This window comes from Nocardia sp. NPDC003693 (assembly GCF_053981095.1).
The window spans coordinates 1-19,385 of sequence record NZ_JBSFNO010000031.1; the positions used below are offsets into that span (position 1 = coordinate 1).

General features: G+C 70.5%; 16 protein-coding genes and 1 riboswitch. Of the genes, 10 read left to right on the plus strand and 6 right to left on the minus strand.

Features of this window, described 5'->3' with window-relative positions:
- Positions 1-722: FAD-dependent oxidoreductase (locus tag ACWDOP_RS28175; RefSeq protein ID WP_456347447.1), on the minus strand; the 722-nt coding region annotated here is incomplete at its 3' end.
- A gap of 289 nt (positions 723-1,011) precedes the next feature.
- On the opposite strand from ACWDOP_RS28175, the gene ACWDOP_RS28180 reads away from it, so the two are divergent.
- The 5 genes from ACWDOP_RS28180 (at position 1,012) to ACWDOP_RS28200 (ending at position 4,552) form a co-directional block, all read left to right on the plus strand.
- Complete coding sequence (locus ACWDOP_RS28180; protein ID WP_456347448.1) at positions 1,012-1,449, plus strand: Rv0361 family membrane protein; 438 nt, start codon at positions 1,012-1,014, stop codon at positions 1,447-1,449.
- Positions 1,450-1,499: 50 nt separating this feature from the next.
- Positions 1,500-1,615: riboswitch (SAM riboswitch) on the plus strand.
- Between the two features lie 15 nt (positions 1,616-1,630).
- On the plus strand, positions 1,631-2,053 hold the full coding sequence (locus ACWDOP_RS28185; RefSeq protein WP_454204527.1) for a rhodanese-like domain-containing protein: 423 nt from the start codon (positions 1,631-1,633) through the stop codon (positions 2,051-2,053).
- On the plus strand, positions 2,050-3,264 hold the full coding sequence (locus ACWDOP_RS28190) for an O-succinylhomoserine sulfhydrylase (RefSeq protein ID WP_454204528.1): 1,215 nt from the start codon (positions 2,050-2,052) through the stop codon (positions 3,262-3,264). The genes ACWDOP_RS28185 and ACWDOP_RS28190 overlap by 4 nt, the downstream gene beginning before the upstream one ends.
- A gap of 149 nt (positions 3,265-3,413) precedes the next feature.
- The gene (locus tag ACWDOP_RS28195) at positions 3,414-4,058 is read left to right on the plus strand and encodes a type 1 glutamine amidotransferase family protein (RefSeq protein ID WP_456347449.1); all 645 of its coding nucleotides are present in this window, start codon (positions 3,414-3,416) and stop codon (positions 4,056-4,058) included.
- A 29-nt stretch (positions 4,059-4,087) separates the two neighbouring features.
- Positions 4,088-4,552 (plus strand): MarR family winged helix-turn-helix transcriptional regulator, encoded by a 465-nt coding sequence (locus ACWDOP_RS28200; protein WP_456347450.1) that lies wholly within the window; start codon positions 4,088-4,090, stop codon positions 4,550-4,552.
- A gap of 120 nt (positions 4,553-4,672) precedes the next feature.
- On the opposite strand, the gene ACWDOP_RS28205 is transcribed toward ACWDOP_RS28200, so the two are convergent.
- Complete coding sequence (locus ACWDOP_RS28205) at positions 4,673-5,473, minus strand: HAD-IIA family hydrolase (RefSeq protein WP_454204531.1); 801 nt, start codon at positions 5,471-5,473, stop codon at positions 4,673-4,675.
- Between the two features lie 342 nt (positions 5,474-5,815).
- Between ACWDOP_RS28205 and fgd the strand changes: the two genes are divergently transcribed.
- From fgd to ACWDOP_RS28220, 3 genes are all read left to right on the plus strand, one after another.
- Positions 5,816-6,823 carry a glucose-6-phosphate dehydrogenase (coenzyme-F420) gene (gene fgd / locus ACWDOP_RS28210; protein ID WP_456347451.1) on the plus strand — a complete coding sequence of 336 codons (1,008 nt, stop codon included), beginning with the start codon at positions 5,816-5,818 and terminating at the stop codon, positions 6,821-6,823.
- Between the two features lie 157 nt (positions 6,824-6,980).
- Positions 6,981-9,065: a phosphate acetyltransferase gene (pta, locus tag ACWDOP_RS28215; protein ID WP_456347452.1), complete on the plus strand. Its 2,085-nt coding sequence runs from the start codon at positions 6,981-6,983 to the stop codon at positions 9,063-9,065.
- An 86-nt stretch (positions 9,066-9,151) separates the two neighbouring features.
- Positions 9,152-10,348: an acetate kinase gene (locus tag ACWDOP_RS28220; protein WP_456347453.1), complete on the plus strand. Its 1,197-nt coding sequence runs from the start codon at positions 9,152-9,154 to the stop codon at positions 10,346-10,348.
- 238 nt (positions 10,349-10,586) lie between these two features.
- Here ACWDOP_RS28220 and ACWDOP_RS28225 read toward each other — a convergent pair whose 3' ends face one another.
- Genes ACWDOP_RS28225 through ACWDOP_RS28235 form a run of 3 tightly spaced genes read right to left on the minus strand, consistent with a single transcriptional unit; the run spans position 10,587 to position 15,618 of the window.
- On the minus strand, positions 10,587-13,256 hold the full coding sequence (locus ACWDOP_RS28225) for a tetratricopeptide repeat protein (RefSeq protein ID WP_456347454.1): 2,670 nt from the start codon (positions 13,254-13,256) through the stop codon (positions 10,587-10,589).
- Positions 13,253-14,227: a glutamate ABC transporter substrate-binding protein gene (locus ACWDOP_RS28230; RefSeq protein WP_456347455.1), complete on the minus strand. Its 975-nt coding sequence runs from the start codon at positions 14,225-14,227 to the stop codon at positions 13,253-13,255. Before ACWDOP_RS28230 ends, ACWDOP_RS28225 begins: the two co-directional genes overlap by 4 nt.
- A 59-nt stretch (positions 14,228-14,286) precedes the next feature.
- Positions 14,287-15,618, minus strand: a complete 1,332-nt coding sequence (locus tag ACWDOP_RS28235) for a hypothetical protein (protein ID WP_456347456.1) — start codon at positions 15,616-15,618, stop codon at positions 14,287-14,289.
- Positions 15,619-15,751: 133 nt separating this feature from the next.
- Here ACWDOP_RS28235 and ACWDOP_RS28240 point away from each other — a divergent pair, with 133 nt between their 5' ends.
- Positions 15,752-16,450 (plus strand): NUDIX domain-containing protein, encoded by a 699-nt coding sequence (locus ACWDOP_RS28240; protein ID WP_456347457.1) that lies wholly within the window; start codon positions 15,752-15,754, stop codon positions 16,448-16,450.
- 4 nt (positions 16,451-16,454) lie between these two features.
- Positions 16,455-18,644: a molybdopterin-dependent oxidoreductase gene (locus ACWDOP_RS28245; protein WP_456347458.1), complete on the plus strand. Its 2,190-nt coding sequence runs from the start codon at positions 16,455-16,457 to the stop codon at positions 18,642-18,644.
- Here the strand turns inward: ACWDOP_RS28245 and thiE are convergent.
- Complete coding sequence (thiE, locus tag ACWDOP_RS28250; protein ID WP_456347459.1) at positions 18,638-19,342, minus strand: thiamine phosphate synthase; 705 nt, start codon at positions 19,340-19,342, stop codon at positions 18,638-18,640. The two genes, ACWDOP_RS28245 and thiE, sit on opposite strands and share 7 nt — an antisense overlap.
- Between the last annotated feature and the right edge of the window lie 43 nt (positions 19,343-19,385).

Genomic DNA, 19,385 nt, shown 5'->3' on the forward strand with positions numbered 1-19,385 from the left:
TCGATGTCCTCGGGATCGACGATGACCTCGATGGTCGGGGAGTGGTCCAGCTCGCGGAGCTCGAGCGGGGTGAACTTGGCCTGCGCGGGACCGCGACGGCCGAAGACGTGGACCTCGACGGCCTTGTTCTCCTTGAGGCCGTCGTAGACGTTCGGCGGGATCTCGGTCGGCAGCAGTTCGTCGCCGGTCTTGGCGAGCACGCGCGCGACGTCGAGGGCGACGTTGCCGACGCCCAGGACCGCGACCTTCTCCGCGTGCAGCGGCCATTCGCGGGGCACGTCCGGGTGGCCGTCGTACCAGGAGACGAAGTCGGCCGCGCCGAAGCTGCCGTCCAGGTCGATGCCCGGGATCTCGAGCGCGCGGTCGGCGTTGGCGCCGGTGGAGAAGATGACCGCGTCGTAGAACGTGCGCAGGTCTTCCAGGGTGATGTCGACGCCGTAGTCGATGTTGCCGAGCAGGCGGACCTGCGGCTTGTCCAGGACCTTGTGCAGGGCGGTGATGATGCCCTTGATGCGCGGATGATCGGGCGCGACGCCGTAGCGGATCAGACCGAACGGCGCGGGCATGCGCTCGTACAGGTCGATGCTCACCCCGTCGAAACCGGCGGGGGTATCGGACTTCATCAGCGCGTCGGCGGCGTAGATTCCGGCCGGGCCCGCGCCCACGATCGCAATGCGAAGCGGGCGGGTCGCTGCATCGGTTCCCGCAAGCTGTTCGGTCATTCTTCGCGCACCCTTTGGTCGAAAACTATCTTGCCGTCAAGTCTCAGCCGTCGTTCTTAGCTTAGGCTAAGTTGACGCCCTGGCTTCGAGTGAACCACCCTACGGGCCCCGAAGCTGCAGCGTTGCTGCTCTGTACTGCGATTCCCGGCCTCGCGGGGGAATTGTGCCGATTCTATCGGTGGTATGGACCACCCCCCGCGCCGGTGCGGTCAACTGTGGGCATGCTCTCCCCGGGCGCGGTCCGGTGTCGCCGCCGGGACACCCGCCCCGAGCAGGCATGATCAAGGTCATGAGCGAGGACGCGGACCAGCCCGAACGTATCGATCAGCGTGAGTCCAGAACCATGCTGCCGTTCCTGATCGCCATCGGCGTCACGGTCGTGGTGATCATCGGCATCGTGGTCTCGGCCCTGCTGTCGCCGGCTGAGAAGAATGTCACAGACGCGAACCGGCTGGCGAAGTCCGCGCGCAACTTCATCGAATCCCGCAGCGGCACCGACGCGCTGGACCCCTCGACCGCGTGCCCGGGCTTCGACGAACAGCGCTCGCCGCTGCGGACCGAGACGGGCGAAAAGGCCGGGAAATCAACGCTTGTCAAGCTGACCGATCCGAATATCCAGGGCGACCGCGCCACCGCGCAGGTGACCTGGCGCGCCGACGACCGCGATTCCACCTCGACCTGGACTTTCACCAAGACCGATGGGGCGTGGCTGGTGTGCAATTCCTGACCGCCCGCACGGTTTGACAGTGAGGCCCCATGTCGGTCAATCTCAACCCAGGTCATGAGTATCAGCGCCAAGCCCCGGCTGGCTGGTCGGCAACCCTCCTCCGCGGTGGGGTGCTCCGGGTGACGACCTGGCCGCGCATCGGGCAACGGTGCGGCAAGTGCGGATTCACAGGAGGTTCGAAGTGAGCTACGCGGGTGACATCACGCCGAAGCAGGCGTGGGAACTGTTGCGCGACAATCCGGATGCGGTGCTGGTCGATGTGCGCACCGAAGCCGAATGGCGATTCGTCGGCGTCCCCGACACCAGCGGCATCGGCCGCCCGACGGCGTTGATCGAATGGGTCGACACCAGCGGCGCGCGCAATGCCCGGTTCGTCGATCAGCTCCGCGAGGTGCTGGCCGACCGGGCCGCGGACTCGGACGCGCCGGTGATCTTCATCTGTCGCTCCGGGCAGCGTTCCATCGGCGCGGCGACCGCCGCGACCGCGCTCGGGCTCGCTCCGTCGTTCAATGTGCTCGAGGGTTTCGAGGGCGCGCTCGACGCGCAGGGACACCGCGGCGTCGAAGGCTGGCGCGCGGACGGACTTCCGTGGAGGCAGTCATGATCACCGGTGGCGCGTTCGACAAGCCGCTGCCCGAGGGCGTCGGCCCCGCCACGCTCAGTGTGCGAGGTGGCCTGCGGCGCTCGGGTTTCGAGGAGACCTCCGAGGCGCTGTACCTGTCCTCCGGTTTCGTCTACGAGAGCGCCGAGGCCGCCGAGGCGTCCTTCACCGGCGACATCGAGCACTTCGTGTACTCGCGCTACGGCAACCCGACGGTCGCCATGTTCGAGGACAGGCTGGCCCTGATCGACGGCGCCGAAGCGGCTTTCGCGACCGCCAGCGGCATGTCCGCGGTGTTCACCGCGCTGGCCGCGCTGCTGGGCAACGGTGACCGGCTGGTCGCCGCGCGCAGCCTGTTCGGCTCGTGCTTCGTGGTGGCCAACGAGATCCTGCCGCGCTGGGGCGTGGAGACCGTCTTCGTGGACGGCGAGGATCTGGACCAGTGGACCGAGGCGCTGTCGGTGCCCACCCAGGCCGTGTTCTTCGAGACCCCGTCCAACCCGATGCAGTCCCTGGTGGACGTGCGCGCGGTGGTCGATCTGGCGCACGCCGCCGGCGCGAAGGTGGTGCTGGACAACGTCTTCGCGACCCCGCTGCTGCAGCGCGGCTTCGATCTCGGCGCCGACGTGCTCGTCTACTCGGGCACCAAGCACATCGACGGCCAGGGCCGGGTGCTCGGCGGCGCGATCCTGGGCTCGCACGAGTACATCGACGGCCCGGTGAAAAACCTTATGCGCCATACCGGTCCGGCGCTGAGCCCGTTCAACGCCTGGACGCTGCTCAAGGGTCTCGAGACCATGCCGCTGCGGGTGCGCCAGTCCAACGACTCGGCGCTGCGCATCGCGCAGTTCCTGGAACAGCATCCGGCCGTGGCGTGGGTGAAGTACCCGTTCCTGACCTCGCACCCGCAGTACGACCTGGCTCGGGCGCAGATGTCCGGCGGCGGCACCGTGGTGACCTTCGAGTTGACCGCGCCCGAGGCCGAGGCCAAGAAGCGGGCGTTCGAGGTGCTCAACGGGCTGCGGATCATCGACATCTCGAACAACCTCGGTGACGCCAAGACCTTGATCACGCATCCGGCGACGACGACGCATCGGGCTATGGGCCCGGAGGGTCGCGCGGCCATCGGTATCACCGACGGGGTGGTGCGCATCTCGATCGGGCTGGAGGACGTGGAGGATCTGATCGCGGATCTGGATCGCGCGCTGAGCTGACCCTGCTCGAGTAGCGGGCCGAGGGCCGGAACCGTCAGGTTCCGGCCCTCTTGTCGTTTCCGGGCCGCTCTCCCGGTGTTTCCCGAGCTCCGGGGCCGTCCGCGGTCCAAGTATTGACAGCATACTGTCAAACATGACAGGATACTGTCATGACCACGAAGACAGTGCACCTGGCCGTTTACGACACCTTCGCCGATTGGGAGGTCGGGCACGCCACCGCGCACATCAACCGCACGCTGTGGCACCGCGAACCCGGCGCCTGGCAGATCCGCACGGTCGGTCCGACCACCGACCCGGTGACCTCCATGGGCGGACTGCGCGTCACGCCCGACCTCGCGCTCGCGGATCTGACCCCGGCCGAGAGCGAGATGCTGATCCTGCCCGGTTCGGAGACCTGGGAGCGCGGTGACCTGACGGCCTTCGGCGCGAAGGCGCGCGAGTTCCTGGCGGCGGGCGTGCCGGTCGCGGCCATCTGCGGCGCGACCTGGGGCATGGCGGTCGAAGGGCTGCTGGACGAGCGCAAGCACACCAGCAACGCGGCGGAATACCTTGCCATGACCGAGTATTCGGGCGGCAAGGGCTTCGTCTACGAGCCGGCCGTCATCGACGCCGACCTCATCACCGCGAGCGGCATCACCCCGGTCGACTTCGCGCACGCCATCTTCGCGCGGCTCGGCCTGTTCGAACCGCAGGTGCTCGAGGCCTGGCACCGGCTCTACGGCCACAATGATCCGGCCGGCTTCTTCGCGCTGGCCGACTACGAGGAGAGCCGCGCGGCGGCCGCCACCACCTAGGGGAAACCCTCCGTCCGACGGGAACAGCAATGACGCGCTCCGAACAGGAACTGTTCAGTACGGCGGCCATCACCTCGTTCAAGCTCAACGGCCAATTCCTCGCCATCGCCGAGGAATTGGCCGCCCCGGCGGGGCTCACCGCCGCCTGGTGGCAGGTGCTCGGCGCGGTGCTGCCGGATCCGCTGCCGGTGGCGGGCATCGCGCGCGCGATGGGCATCACGCGCCAGAGCGTGCAGCGGATAGCGGATCTGCTGGTGGACAGGGGTTTCGCCGAATACCGGCCGAATCCGCTGCACCGGCGGGCCAAACTCGTGGCCATCACCCCGGCCGGTCACGAGGCGGTGCGCCGGATTCACCCGCAGCACGCCGACATCTCCGCGCGGATGGCCGCGCACCTGGGGGCCGAGCGTTTCGCCGAGATCGTCGACGCGCTCACCACGCTGTCGGCGGCACTGGACGCGCTCGACGCCGAACGGCCGGTCGCGACGAGCTAGGGGCGATGCCCGGACTGGTTGCCGCGCAACAGCTTCGCGGATCCGGGCGGACCGGCTGCGGCGTCGCGGCGATATCCGGCGGGTCGGACCGGCGCCGGAACCACGGGCGCGGCCGAACCCTCAGGCGTCGAAGGGCGCCTTGGTCTTGCCGATCAGGTCGGCGACCGAGTGCAGGATGGCGGTGGGCCGGTACGGGTACTGCTCCACCGTCGAGTGGGTGGAGATGCCGGTGGTCACCAGGATCGTGCGCAGCCCGGCCTCCAGGCCGGAGATGATGTCGGTGTCCATGCGGTCGCCGATCATGAGCGTGGACTGCGAGTGCGCGTCGATGCGGCGCAGCGCCGAGCGCATCATCAGCGGGTTGGGTTTGCCCACGTAGTACGGCTCCTTGCCGGTGGCGCGGGTGATCAGGGCGGCGACCGACCCGGTCGCGGGCAGGATGCCCTCGCGCGAGGGTCCGGTGGCATCGGGATTGGTGGCGATGAAGCGCGCGCCCGCCGAGATGAGGCGGATGGCGGTGGTGATGGCCTCGAAGGAGTACGTCCGCGTCTCGCCGAGCACCACGTAGTCCGGGTCGCTGTCGGTGAGCACGTAGCCGATCTCGTGCAGCGCGGTGGTGAGCCCGGATTCGCCTACGACATAGGCGGTTCCGTTGGGGCGCTGGTCGTTGAGGAAGGTCGCGGTCGCAAGCGCGGAGGTCCAGATGGACTCGATGGGGATCTCCAGGCCGGTGTGCCGGAGCCGGGCCTGCAGGTCGCGCGCGGTGTAGATCGAGTTGTTGGTGAGCACCAGGAAGGGAATGTCGTTGGCGCGCAACTCGGCCAGGAACTCGTCCGCACCGGGCACCATGTGGTTCTCGTGCACCAGCACGCCGTCCATGTCCGTCAGGTACGAGAGGATCGGCTCTTCGGTGGAGGTCACGGGTCCGAGTCTAATTTGCCCCCGCGTAGCTGCGCCCGTGCGCGGCCCTTTTTGTCTCGTTCTTCACGTTCGCCGCCCGCTGTGCGATATTTCGGCAGGCCGTGGCGCGCGCCGCCGCGCGGATCGGTCGCGGTGGGCGAATCGCCAGGTGCGGCGACCGGAATACGGGCGCTGACCGCGCCGGTTGCAGACCTCGGGTGCGACCCCCGGCACACCGGGGCCCGGGGCGGAACTATGGTGCGAAGTAAGCCGTTCGGCACGACGCGTCCATCGCGTCCCGGGCGGCCGGCAGCGGGAGGTTGGCCCGCACAACGAGCGCAACAAGGCGACAGGAGTGGCGCGGTGACAGACCTCAAACTCGGATACAAGGCGTCCGCGGAGCAATTCGGCCCGCGGGAACTGGTGGAGATCGCGGTGGCGGCCGAGGAGCACGGCCTCGACAGCGCCACCGTCAGCGATCATTTCCAGCCGTGGCGGCACAACGGCGGGCACGCGCCCTTCTCGCTGGCCTGGATGGCGGCGGTGGGCGAGCGCACCAAGCGCATCCAGCTCGGCACCTCGGTGCTGACCCCCACCTTCCGCTACAACCCCGCGGTGATCGCCCAGGCGTTCGCGACCATGGGGTGCCTGTACCCCGAGCGCATCATGCTCGGCGTCGGCAGCGGCGAGGCGCTCAACGAGATCGCCACCGGCTACCAGGGCGAATGGCCGGAGTTCAAGGAGCGTTTCGCGCGCCTGCGCGAGTCGGTGGACCTCATGCGCGCGCTGTGGACCGGCGACCGCGTGGACTTCGACGGGCAGTACTACCGGACCGTCGGCGCCTCGATCTACGACGTGCCCAAGGGCGGCATCCCGATCTACATCGCGGCGGGCGGCCCGCTGGTGGCCCGGTACGCGGGCCGCGCGGGTGACGGCTTCATCTGCACCTCGGGAAAGGGCATGGACCTGTACACCGAGAAGCTGATGCCCGCGGTGGCCGAGGGCGCGGCCAAGGCCGGGCGCACGGTCGAGGACATCGACCGGATGATCGAGATCAAGATCTCGTACGACACCGATCCCGCACTGGCGCTGGAGAATACGCGCTTCTGGGCGCCGCTGTCGCTGACCGCCGAGCAGAAGCACTCGATCACCGATCCGATCGAGATGGAGGCCGCTGCCGACGCGCTGCCGATCGAGCAGATCGCCAAGCGCTGGATCGTCGCCAGTGATCCGGACCAGGCCGTCGAGCAGATCAAGCCGTACCTGGACGCGGGCCTGAACCACCTGGTGTTCCACGCGCCGGGCCACGATCAGCGCCGCTTCCTGGATCTGTTCCAACGGGATCTGGCGCCGCGCCTGCGCGCGCTCTAGCCGCACCCGCACAGCGTTCCGATGTGGCGCGTCCGGACCCAGGTCCGGGCGCGCCACCGTCGTTTCCGGGTGCGGCCGGCCCGGTGCGCTGTGGCACGCGACACCTGCGCGCCATAGTCGCCCGAATCGGGACTTAACGGTCGGTAGGCTCTGGACCATGGCTGCAGCACCGGTCTCCAGTGTGTACATCGCGTCCCCCGAGGGCGACACCGGCAAATCGACCGTGGCACTCGGCGTGCTGCAGGCGATGGCCGCCACGACGCCCCGGGTCGGGGTGTTCCGGCCCATCACCCGCTCGGCCACCGAGCGCGACTACATCCTCGAACTGCTGCTCGAGCACTCCACCGCCGATGACGACTACGAGCAGTCCATCGGGGTCACCTACGAGCAGGTGCACGCCGACCCCGACGCGGCGATCAGCGAGATCGTCATGCGCTATCACGCCATGACCAAGCAGTGCGACGCCGTGCTCATCCTGGGCAGCGACTACACCGACGTCGCGAGTCCCAGCGAACTGCGCTTCAACGCCCGCATCGCGGTGAACCTCGGCGCGCCCGTGCTGCTGGTGGTGCGCGGTCTGGGCCGCACGCCCGCCGAGCTGTCCCAGCTGGTGGAGCTGTGCCGCACCGAACTCGTCTCCGAGCACGCCAAATTGGTGGCGGTCGTGGCCAATCGCTGTGCGCCCGAACAACTCGAGGCCGACACCGAGGCGCTGCGCAAGGCGTGCGCGGTGCCCTCCTGGACCCTGCCCGAGGTCCCGCTGCTGCAGGCGCCCACCATGGAGGAGCTGTGCGCGGCCATCGGCGGCGAAATCTACAGCGGCGATCCGGAACTGCTGCATCGCGAAGCCCTGGACGTGATCATCGGCGGCATGACCATCGAGCACATCCTCGAGCGGCTCAGCGAGGGCGTCGCGGTCATCACCCCCGGCGATCGGTCGGACGTGCTGCTGGCGATGGTGAACGCCCATGAGGCGGAGGGCTTTCCGTCGCTGGCGGGCATCATCATGAACGGCGGGATGAAGCCGCCGGAGTCGGTGGCCCGGCTCATGCGCGGCCTCAAACCGAGACTGCCGATCCTGGCCACCGATCTGGGCACCTTCGAGACCGCCAAGGCCGCCGTGCACACCCGAGGACGGGTCTCGCTGTCCAGCATCCGCAAGGTCGACACCGCGCTCGCGCTCATGGAGGAGCGGGTCGACGGGCGGGAACTGCTGCGGCAGATCGAGATTCCGATCCCCAACATCGTCACCCCGCAGATGTTCGAGTACCAGCTGATCGAGCGGGCCCGCAACGACCGCAAGCGCATCGTGCTGCCCGAGGGCGACGACGATCGCATCCTGCGCGCCGCCGGGCGGGTACTGCAGCGCAAGATCGCCGACCTCACCATCCTGGGCGACGAGGCCGCAGTGCGCGGGCGGGCCGCGGAACTCGGCGTGGACATCGAGGCCGCCGAGGTGCTGGATCCGCGCACCTGCCCGCTGCGCGACGAGTTCGCCGAGGAGTACGCGCGCCTGCGCGCCCACAAGGGCATGACGGTGGATCGCGCCCGCGAAACCATCGGCGACATCTCGTATTTCGGCACGATGATGGTGCACATGGGGGTGGCCGACGGCATGGTGTCCGGCGCCGCGCACACCACCGCGCACACCATCCGCCCGTCCTTCGAGATCATCAAGACCGTCCCGGGCGTCTCGACGGTGTCCAGCGTGTTCCTGATGTGCCTGGCCGACCGCGTGCTGGCCTACGGCGACTGCGCCGTCGTGCCGGACCCGACCGCCGATCAGCTGGCCGACATCGCCATCTCCTCCGCGCGCACCGCCGCCCAGTTCGGCATCGAGCCGCGGATCGCCATGCTGTCGTACTCGACCGGCGAATCCGGCTCGGGCGCGGACGTGGAGAAGGTGCGCGAGGGCACCAAGCTCGTGCAGCAGCGGGCTCCGGAACTGCTGGTGGAAGGCCCGATTCAGTACGACGCCGCCATCGAGCCCACGGTCGCGCGCACCAAGCTGCCGGACTCCGCGGTGGCCGGGCAGGCCACGGTGTTCATCTTCCCGGACCTCAACACCGGCAACAACACCTACAAGGCCGTGCAGCGCAGCGCGGGCGCGGTCGCGATCGGCCCGGTGCTGCAGGGCCTGCGCAAGCCGGTCAACGACCTCTCGCGCGGCGCGCTGGTCGCCGACATCGTCAACACCGTGGCCATCACCGCCATTCAGGCCCAGCAGGAGACCGCGTCCTGACACCGGCGGAAGAAAGCCGCGGCGCGGGCGGTTGTGCGGGAGACAGGGGAACAGGTGTCCGGGAGACGGGTCGAGAGGGAGTCGCTGTGAAGGTTCTGGTGATCAATTCCGGGTCCTCGTCCATCAAATATCAACTGCTGGACGCGGAGTCGGCCGAGGTGATCGCCTCCGGCATGGTGCAGCGCATCGGCGAGCCGGTGGCCGAGGGGTCGCCGACCATCGAACACCAGAGTGACGGCCGGACTTTCGAGCACGACGGTGAGGTGCCGGACCACGCCGCCGGGCTGCGGCTGGTCTTCGACCTGTTCGCCGCGAGCGGGCACGATCTGGCCGATGAGGGACTGGGCGCGGTCGGGCACCGCGTGGTGCACGGCGGCGAGGTCTTCTACGAGCCGACGCTCGTCACCGACGACGTGGTGCGGGCCATCACCGAGCTGTCCGCCCTTGCCCCGCTGCACAATCCGGCCAACGTGGTCGGCATCGAGAGCGCCCGCGCCCTGCTGCCCGACGTGCCGCAGGTGGCGGTGTTCGACACGGCCTTCTTCCACGGGCTGCCCCCGGCCGCCAAGACGTACGCCATCGACGCGAAGGTCGCCGCCGCGCACGGGGTGCGCCGCTACGGTTTCCACGGCACCTCGCACGAGTACGTCGCCGGCCGGGTCGCGGAGTTCCTGGGCCGGGAGCCCGGTGAACTGAATCAGATTGTGCTGCACCTGGGTAACGGCGCCTCGGCCTCGGCGATCCGGGGCGGGCGGGCGGTGGACACCACCATGGGCCTGACCCCGCTGGAAGGTCTGGTCATGGGCACCCGCTCGGGTGACCTGGACCCCGGCATCATCTTTCATCTGATCCGCACGGCCGGCATGGACGTCGACGACGTGGACGCGCTGCTGAATCGGCAGTCCGGGCTCAAGGGCCTGTCCGGGGTCAACGACTTCCGGGAACTGGGCAGGCTCATCGAAACCGGGGACGCCGCAGCGCGACTCGCGTTCGACGTCTACATCCACCGCCTGCGCCGCTACATCGGCGCCTACCTGGTGGAGCTGGGCCGGGTGGACGCCATCACCTTCACCGCCGGCGTGGGGGAGAACGCCGCCGCGGTGCGCGCCGCCGCGCTGGCGGGGCTGGAGCGGTTCGGCATCGCGGTGGATCCCGAGCGCAACGCGGCCAAAGACCGCTCGGCCCGGTACATCTCGCCCGCGGGCGCGGAGGTGGCCGTGCTGGTGGTGCCGACCAACGAGGAACTCGCCATCGCGCGGGCGGCCGCCGACCTGGTCGGATGAGTGTGGTGAACCCCCTTCACCCCCGGCTCGCAATCGCTCTGGCACAGTAGTTCCCGGGCCGGCTGTTCATCGGTCCCCCGGATTCCGTGTAGCACCCCCGCGGCAGGGACCCGCCCTCGTCGGTCCCGCCGGTCCCCGGCTGCCCCCGGGGCCCACCGCGGCGCGCCGTACGGATATCCGGTCAACGAGCCGGTAATGGCGCGGGCAGGAGAACAGTGCCCGCGCCATTACCTGTTCGTCAGAACCAGGATTTCGCGCGCACGGCGTTGGCCAGATCCACCAGCGCGTAGCGGTGGGTGCGGCCGGGCGCCGACCGCGCCAGCCCGCGCAGCCCGGACTCTATGCCGCGCCGCAGTTCTCGTTCGCCGAACGGCGCGCCCAGCAGCGTGGCCTCCGCGGTGCGCGGTGTCCGGCCCGCCTGCAACCAGCCCAGCGCCGTGCCCAGCACGATGACCCGCAGCTGCGCGGTGCGGCTCTCCCCGGACGGCAGCGCCTTGATCCGGGCGGCGGCCACGTGCAGGGTCGCCTCGGTGAGTTCGCCGACCGGCGCGCTGCGCAGCAGCACGAGCACCGCCGTCATCCGGGCCTCGAAGTAGTGCCGGGACGCTGGCGGCACCTCGTCCAGCGCGCGCACCGCGTCGGCGACCTCGCCGGCGGCGGCCAGCTGCCGGGCCAGCCCGAACGCCGCGCTGACCACGCCGCGATCCGTGCGCCAGACGGTGGCGTAGTAGTTCTCCGCGTACGCCCGCCATTCCTCGGGATCGGGGGAATCCCAGTGCTGGAGAATGAGTTCGGCGGTGGCCGCGAGCGCGAGCTTGGGCGCGATCTCGCCGGGCAGGGCCTGCAGGACGGCGTCGAAGTGCTCGAAGGCGCGCTCGTACTCCTGTTCCAGCAGTTCGGTCAGGCCCAGGTACCAATCGACCCGCCAGTCGTCCGGCTCCTCGGGATCGGCGCCGAGGCGGTCCACCAGCAGGCGGGCGGCGGCGGGTTCGCCCAGATCCAGGTGGGCCCGGGCCTCGGCGAGGGTCACCTCCAGGTCGAAAGTGTCCGGGGCGCCGCCGGGTTCGGCCGCCGCGCGCTGGCGGGCATGGCGCAGTTCGTCGAGGGCGTGCCGCGGCTCGGGGTGAGCCGCGCCCGCCAGCAATGGCGCCGACGGGTCCGCGGGATCGATGATGGGGACGGGCAGCGCGGCCATGACCTCGTGCGGGCTCAGCAGGATGTCGCGGTGGACGCCGTCGATGATGCCGTCGGTCTGCGCGACGACCTCCGCGGTGCCGAAACTGGTGCGCGGCGGGCTGAAAAGCGTGGACAGCTGCGGATGTTCGTTGCCGGTCTCGAGCGCCAGGATCTCGCGCAGCACGCCCATGAGCTGGCTGCTCAGCACGCGCGCGGTGCCGAATCGCCGATCCGGGTCGGGATCGGTGGCGCGCAGCAGCAGTCGGTGGAAGAACTCGTGCTGGGCCAGCACCGGCTGGGATTCGGGTTCGGGGATGCCTTCGACGTAGGCGCCCTTCTCCATGGGCAGATCCAGGGTGAGCACCGCGAGCGTACGGCCGACCGTGTAGATGTCCGAGGCCACCGTCGGCCCGGTCCTGGCGATCTCCGGGGCCTGGAAACCTCTGGTGCCGTACAGGTTTCCGTAGGCCTCGAACTGGGCGACCGCACCCAGGTCGATGAGTTCCACCCGGTCGCTGGTGACCATGATGTTGTCGGGCTTGAGGTCGTTGTAGGCCAGGCCGACCGAATGCAGATAGTCCAGGGCCGGAAGGATTTCGAGCACGTACGCGATGGCCTCGGCGATCGGCATGCGCTGCGGGCGCCGGTACTGATCGAGCAGATCGCGCAGCGAGTGCCCGCCCACGTACTCCATGACGATGTAGCCGACGGGCGACCCGTCGGGGCCGGGGTGCTCCACGAAGTTGTGGATCTTGACGATGCTGGGGTGCACCACCTCGGCCAGGAACTGCCGTTCGGCCAGCGCGACCGCCTGCGCCTCGGCGTCGCCGGAGTGCAGCAGGCCCTTGAGCACCACCCAGCGGTCGCTCACGTTCCGGTCGATGGCCAGGTAGATCCAGCCCAGCCCGCCGTGCGCGATACAGCCCTGGATCTCGTACTGACCCGCCACCCGGTCGCCCGGGTACAGCGACGGCCGGAAATCGAAGGCGGCCCCGCAGGTGTCGCAGGTGCCCGCGGCCGTCGCGGCCCGCCCGGCGGTGGCCCGGCCCACGGGTTTCCCACAGCGCCAGCAGAATCGGCGGCCCTGGGCCACCACCGGATCGGCCAGCACCGCGCGCTCGGGCTCCACCGGCTCCACCGCGGGGATGGGCACCAGCCCGGCCCCCAGCCGCCGCACCAGCGGTCGCGGCCGCGCCAAACGCGCGGTGCGCTGGGACGGCCGGGTCGGGGTCCGCGCCTCCCCCTCGGACCGGCTCGCGGTCTCCGGCGCGGTGCCCTGCCCGCCCCCGGAGTTCGCGGCCTCGCCCTCGCTGGGCCACCGGAATCCCGGCAGGTCCCCGCCGGGCGGGACGCGCTCGGCCGCCGCGGTCGCCGCCGGGCCGGAGTTGTCGTCGCGCGGGGTGGCCCGCGTCGCGGTGCCGCTGGATTCCGTGGTGCTGCCGGCCTTCGTGTTGTCCCCAGACCTCGTGGCGGGCTCGGCGGTGCCGGCCGCGGTGTTCACGAATCGCAGGGTCGCCTGCGTTGCCGGACCCGGATCCGAGGTGCTCGGGGCGGACGGCTCGCCGGCCTCGCGCGTGGTGAACTGGGTTGCGGGGCCGGATGTCTCGGGGCGAGGCGTAGCCCTGGTGGCCTGGCCCGGTCCGTGTTCGCCGGTCTCGTGCGCGCCGTGTTCGCGGCGTCCGTCCCGCTCGTTCCCGCCGGGTTCGGGTGCGGTGGTCTCGTCCCCGCTCATGGGGTATCCCGGTAGCGGGGCGGCGGGGGGACGGCGGCGTCGCCGAGCGGGCCCGCCAGCCAGTGCTGGTAGACGCGGTTCCAGGTGCCGTCGGCGCGGATGCGCTCCAGGGTCGCGTTGACGTGCCGGACCAGATCGTCCGCGTCCTTGGGCATGCCGATCCCGTACTGCTCGGTGCTCAGGTCGGGGCCGACCACGTGGGTGATCGGATCCTGGACGGCGAGGCCGGCCAGCAGCGTGTCATCGGTGCTGATGGCGTCCACCTGGCGCTGCTGGAGTACGACCAGGCAGTCCGCCCAGCTGGGCACGGTCAGGATGGACGCGGCGGGCTGCTCGCGCCGGATGCGATCCAGGGACGTGGTGCCGCGCACCACGCACACCCGTTTGCCGGCCAGATCGCCGAGCCCGGCGATGCCGGAGGTCTTGGCGGTCAGCACCCGCTGGTGCGCCTGCAGATACGAGGTGGAGAACGCCACGTGCTCGCGCCGTTCGCAGGTGATGGTCATGGTCTTGACGACCACGTCGACGGTGCGTTCCTGCAGCGCGCGTTCGCGATCGGCCGAGCCGAGGATGCGGTACTCGATGAGCTCGGGGTCCCCGAGCAGGTCCCTGGCCAGTTCCCGGGCGATGTCGACGTCGAACCCGTCGAGCGCGCCGGTGGTCGGGTCGCGGAAGCTGAACAGATTGCTGCCCGGATCGAGCCCGACCAGCAGCCTGCCGCGCGCCCGGATGGCGCTGACGTTCGCGCCGTCCTTTGCGAAGGACGGGCGCAGGCTCGCGGTCGGATCGGCGCAGGTCTCGTTCACCGGGGGCAGCGCCGAATGCGTCTGGGCCGCAATGGCGCCCGAGGGCAGCGGCGGCTCCACGTAGCTGGGCACGCGGGTGGACTGCGGAGGGGGAGCGGAGTCCGACCCGCAGCCCGCGGTCACCGTGATCGCCAGCGCCGCGAACGCGACGGCGGTGGGCCGCACCAGGTTCCGCGCACTACATCGCGCCGGCCGGCCGGCGTCCCGGGATAGTCGTCTTCGGCTCATCGGTACTCCCGTAGTCGCGGCCACAGGCCCGCCGCCACGAAGACGGCGGCGGCGGTGCTCAGCACCAGCGCGCCGGGACCGAGCAGATCCAGGGCGCGCGCTGCCCGGGAGGTTTTGTCCCGCAGCGTGTTCCGGGCATCGCCGATGCCGTCCGCGAGGGCCGTGTCCAGGGCGTCGACCTGGGCCGCGGCCTCGTTCGTGCCCGGACCGGTCGCCACCGCGCCGGCGCCGACGAAATCGCCCTTGGACAGCGCCTCGTTCATCCGCTGGTGGGCCGCCCGCCAGCGGCCCAGCGCGTCGTTCGCGGTCCGCACCTGCGCCGCGCCGGGCTGATCACCGGCGTAGCCGGACAGAATCGAGCTCAACTCGGCGATGGCCGCGTCGTAGGTGCGGTCGTATTCGGTTCCGGCGTCGCGCCGTACCAGTTTGAGTGTCTCGGCGGTGCGCGCCTGCTGGGCCAGAATGCGGCTGCGGGTCAGCGCCGCGGTCGGCACGCTGCCGTCGTCGCGCGACTGCGTGGTGGCCACCGCGGAGAACACGCCCGCGATGACCGTCCAGGACAGCAGCACCACCATGGTGGTCGTGGCCAGCAGCAGACCCGGATTGAGCACCCGGCGCCAGCGCCGGAACAGGAACCACTGCGCGGCGAGCAGCGTGGCCACCACCAGCAGTGGCAGCACGATGGCGGGCCAGGGCGGGCGGACGTGGCTGCGCTGGGTCGCGGTGATGGCGGCGGCGCGATGCGCCTGCAGCTCGGCGGCCATCGGCAGCAGCGTCGACTGCATGAGGTTGGACGCCTCGCTCAGGTACGCCGCGCCCACCGGCAGTTCACTGCGATTGTTGGCGCGCGCGGTCTCCACCACCCCGCTGTACACCGGCAGCCCGGTCGCGATGCCGGTGCGCAGGTACGAATCCTCGTCGTCCCCACTGCGATTGGACTGCGTCACCAGTTCCGCGGCGGCCTCGCCGAGCGCCTGGTTGTAGCGGTCACGCACGGGCTTGGGTTCGAGCCCGCCGGAGATGAACGCGGTACCGGCCGAGGCGTCGGCCACCGACAGCGAGGTGTAGAGCCGCTGGGCCGAATTGGCGTCCGGTTCGGACTCGTCGAGCAGGACGTCCAGGGCGTGTTGCCGATCGGTCACCGCGCCGGCGGTGACCGTGCCCGCGGCCACGCACAAACCCAGCAGCACCAGTCCGACGGCGAGCAGTTTGGCGGGCGAGGACTGCGCGAAGGAGCGCAACTCGGTGGCCGCCAGCCGTTCCCGGACGGCGGCGAGCGTGGCGCGCGGCGACAGCTCGTCGAGCCGCAACTGCTCGGTGCGAGCCATGCTCACCTCCCACTGACCGAATTCGTACGAACGGCTACTTGCTGTCGGTTGAGCTTATTGTGGATGTACCCGTGCCGTGACGCGGGAAGACCCGGCGCCGTGCGCGACGGGGACCGACGATGGGATTTGACGTATGCGTGGTGACGGCGACGGTTGGTCGAAGAGCCCCGATGGCACCCGCCACTGGGGTCGTTTCGGCGCCGCTGGACTGTTGCTGCGCGCCCCGCTCGCCGACGGTGGATCGGCGGTGCTGCTGCAGCATCGCGCGGCGTGGAGTCATCAGGGCGGCACCTGGGCGCTGCCCGGCGGAGCGCGGGACAGTCACGAGACCAGTGTGCACGCCGCGGTCCGCGAGGCCGAGGAGGAGGCGGGCATCACCTCGGGCGCGATTCGGGTGCGCGGTTCCCGGGTGACCTCGACCGCGCCCAGCGGCTGGACGTACACCACGGTCATCGCCGACAGTGCCCAGCAGTTGAAGCTGCGCGGCAACATCGAGAGCCGCGAACTGGCGTGGATTCCGGAGGACCAGGTCGAGGCGCGCCTGCTGCACCCCGGTTTCGCGGCCGCGTGGCCGGCGCTGCGGGCGATCCCGACCCGGGTCAGCCTGGACGGGGTCGACGATCCCGCGGCCGTGGCCGCCGCGCTGCCCCGGACCCTGGACCTGGCCGACGGCGGGTTCCTGTGGTTGCTGCCCGGCGGCAACGGGCACGCCGCCGACGGCACGGCCCGCACCGCCCGGATCGGGGCGGCCGAGCCCGCGTCCGGCCCGGCGGCCGCCGCCGATCTGGCCGGAAATGTGTTGTTCCTCACTCTCGCGCAGGTGTTGTCTTGATGGCGTGAGCACGCGCGAAGTTCCCACCTACTGCCGGATCTGTGAGCCGCTCTGCGGACTGATCGCCACCGTCGAGGACGGCAAGCTGGTGCGCCTGCGCGCGGACAAGGAACATCCGCTCTCGCGCGGCAACGCCTGCCCCAAGGGCATCGCGTTCACCGAGGTGCAGAACGACCCGGATCGGGTGCTATACCCCTTGCGCCGCACCGAGAACGGCTTCGAACGAGTCAGCTGGGACGAGGCGATGGACGACATCGGCCGGCGGCTGCGGGCCATCACGCGCGAACACGGGCGCGACAGTCTCGGTTGGTATTTCGGCAATCCGTCCTCGTTCTCCTACTCGCACACCCTGTGGCTGGTGGGTTTTCAGCTGGCGGCCGGTTTGAAGCACGTGTATTCGGCGGGCTCGCAGGACATCAACAACCGGTTCGTGGCCAGCCATCTGCTGTACGGCTCGCTCACCACGGTGCCGGTGCCGGATCTCAACCGCACCGACTTCCTGCTCATGCTCGGCGCGAACCCGCTCGTCTCGCACGGCAGCGCCATGAGCGCGCCGCGCGTGCGGGACAAGCTCACCGCGATCACCGCGCGCGGCGGGCGCGTGGTGGTGGTCGACCCGCGCCGGACCGAGACCGCCCGGCTGTTCGAACACCTCGGGGTGCGCCCGGACAGCGACGCCTGGCTGCTGGCCGCCCTGCTGCAGGTGATCTTCGACGAGGGCCTGGCGGACGAGCGCGCGCTGCGGCGTCAGGCCGCGCAGGTGGCGGAGCTGCGGGCGGCGGTCGCCCGGTTCACCCCCGAATCGACCGCCGCGGTCACCGGTCTGGACCCGGACCGGGTGCGCACGCTCGCCCGCGATCTGGCCGGCGCCGCCTCGGCCGCGATCTACGGGCGCACCGGCACCTGCCTGGGGCGGCACGCGACCCTGGTGGCCTTCCTCATCGACGCGCTCGCCCTGGTCACCGGCAACCTCGACGCGCCCGGCGGTTCGGTGTTCGGCCGGGAACTGGTGGCGGTCTCCGAGCTCAACGCCCGGCTCGGCCTGATCCGCTACGGCAAATCGCGGTCGCGGATCGGCGACTTCCCCGACGTGCTCGGTACCTTCCCGGCCGCGATCATGGCCAAGGAGATCACCACGCCGGGCCCGGGGCGGTTGCGGGCGCTGTTCACCTCGGCGGGCAATCCGGTGTCGTCGCTGCCCAACGGCCGCGAATTGGCCGACGCCCTGGGTCATCTGGACCTGTTCGTGTCCATCGACCTGTATGTCACCGAGACCAATCGAGCCGCGGACTACATCCTGCCCGCGACGACTTTCCTGGAGCGCGACGACATTCCGCTGCCCTTCACCGCGCTCGCGCCGACCCCGTACACGCAGTACACCGAGCGGGTGCTGGAGCCCGCCGGTGAGGCTCGCGAGGAATGGCGCATCATCGACGACATCGCCACCCGAATCGGGGTGCAGCCCTTCGTGATCGGGCCCGACGCGCCGGGCAGGCTGCTCAGCGCGCTGCGCCGCCGGTTGCCCGGTGGCGGCGCGGTGCGCCCGACCCCGCGGCTGCTGGTGGATCTGGCCCTGCGCGTCGGGCCCTACGGCGATCGATTCGGCCTGCGCCGCAATGGGTTGAGCCTGGCGATGCTGCGCCGCCACCCGCACGGGGTGGTCCTTGCGGAGGACGTCGAGACCGGCGTGTTGGCCGACGTGGTGAAGCATCGAGATCGCCGAGTGCACCTGGCGCCCCCGGAGATTCGCGCCGAACTACGCGATCTGACCCCCGATCCGGTGGACCCCGCGTACCCCCTGCGAGTGATCGGCCTGCGCGAGCTCAAGTCGCACAACTCCTGGATGCACAACGTCGAGCCGCTCATGCGCGGCCATCGCGAACACGCGGCCCGGGTGAATCCCAAGGACGCCGCGGTCGCGGGCATCTCCGACGGCGACCGCTGCCGGGTCACCTCACCGCACGGCTCGATCGAGGTCGTGGCCCGCTGCACCGAGGACATGACCGAGGGCACGGTGGCGATCCCGCACGGCTGGGGCCACAGCGGCGGCTGGCAGCGCGCCAACGCTGCGGGCGGCGCGAACGTGAACGACCTGATGTCCAGCGCCCTCACCGACGTGGAACGCCTGGCGGGCATGGCACACCTGAACGGCGTCCCGATCCGCCTGGAACCCGCGGGGCGGGTCGTTCAGTAGCCGCTGTTGTCCAGGACCCGTTGCTTGAGGGCGCGGGCGGCGGCCTCGGGGTCGCGAGCGTGAGTGATCGCGCGTACCACCACTATTCGGGTCGCGCCGGCGGCGAGGACCTCGGGGAGGCGCTGGTCGTCTATGCCGCCGATCGCGAACCAGGGGCGGCTGGTGTGGGCGTCGGCGGTCGAGCGGACCAGGTCGATGCCCGACGCCTGGCGGCCGGGTTTGGTGGGGGTCGCGAAGACCGGGCCGGTGCAGAAGTAGTCGATGTGCTCGTCGATCGCGGCGAGGCCGGCCTGTGCGCGATTGTGGGTCGAGCGGCCGATGACCACGTCGGGGCCCAGGATGCGGCGGGCGTACCAGGGGGGTAGATCGCCCTGGCCCAGATGCAGGACGTCGGCGCCGGCGGCAAGGGCGATGTCGGCGCGGTCGTTCACCGCGACCAGCGCGCCATGTCTGCGGGCGGCGGCTTTCAGTTCGGCCAGCGCGCCGAGTTCGGCCTTGGCCTCGAGCGAGCCGAACTGCTGCTCGCCCGGCGAACCCTTGTCCCGGAGCTGAATGATGTCGACGCCGCCGGCGAGCGCGGCTTCGGCGAAGGCGGCCAGGTCACCGTGCTCCCGACGAGCGTCGGTGCACAGGTACAGCCGGGCCGCGGCCAGGCGTTCCCGCGGCGATGCGGGCCTGTTCGGGTGGGAGGGTTGCACGGGCTCGACGCTAGTCGCGATACCTTGGTGGGGCGAAACGAAA

Coding starts and splice junctions, on each gene's coding strand:
- ACWDOP_RS28225 (WP_456347454.1), bottom strand. CDS start 13,256: ATGAGCGGGGACGAGACCACCGCACCCGAACCCGGCGGGAACGAGCGG.
- ACWDOP_RS28240 (WP_456347457.1), top strand. CDS start 15,752: ATGCGTGGTGACGGCGACGGTTGGTCGAAGAGCCCCGATGGCACCCGC.
- ACWDOP_RS28195 (WP_456347449.1), top strand. CDS start 3,414: ATGACCACGAAGACAGTGCACCTGGCCGTTTACGACACCTTCGCCGAT.
- ACWDOP_RS28200 (WP_456347450.1), top strand. CDS start 4,088: ATGACGCGCTCCGAACAGGAACTGTTCAGTACGGCGGCCATCACCTCG.
- ACWDOP_RS28180 (WP_456347448.1), top strand. CDS start 1,012: ATGAGCGAGGACGCGGACCAGCCCGAACGTATCGATCAGCGTGAGTCC.
- ACWDOP_RS28235 (WP_456347456.1), bottom strand. CDS start 15,618: ATGGCTCGCACCGAGCAGTTGCGGCTCGACGAGCTGTCGCCGCGCGCC.
- pta (WP_456347452.1), top strand. CDS start 6,981: ATGGCTGCAGCACCGGTCTCCAGTGTGTACATCGCGTCCCCCGAGGGC.
- ACWDOP_RS28190 (WP_454204528.1), top strand. CDS start 2,050: ATGATCACCGGTGGCGCGTTCGACAAGCCGCTGCCCGAGGGCGTCGGC.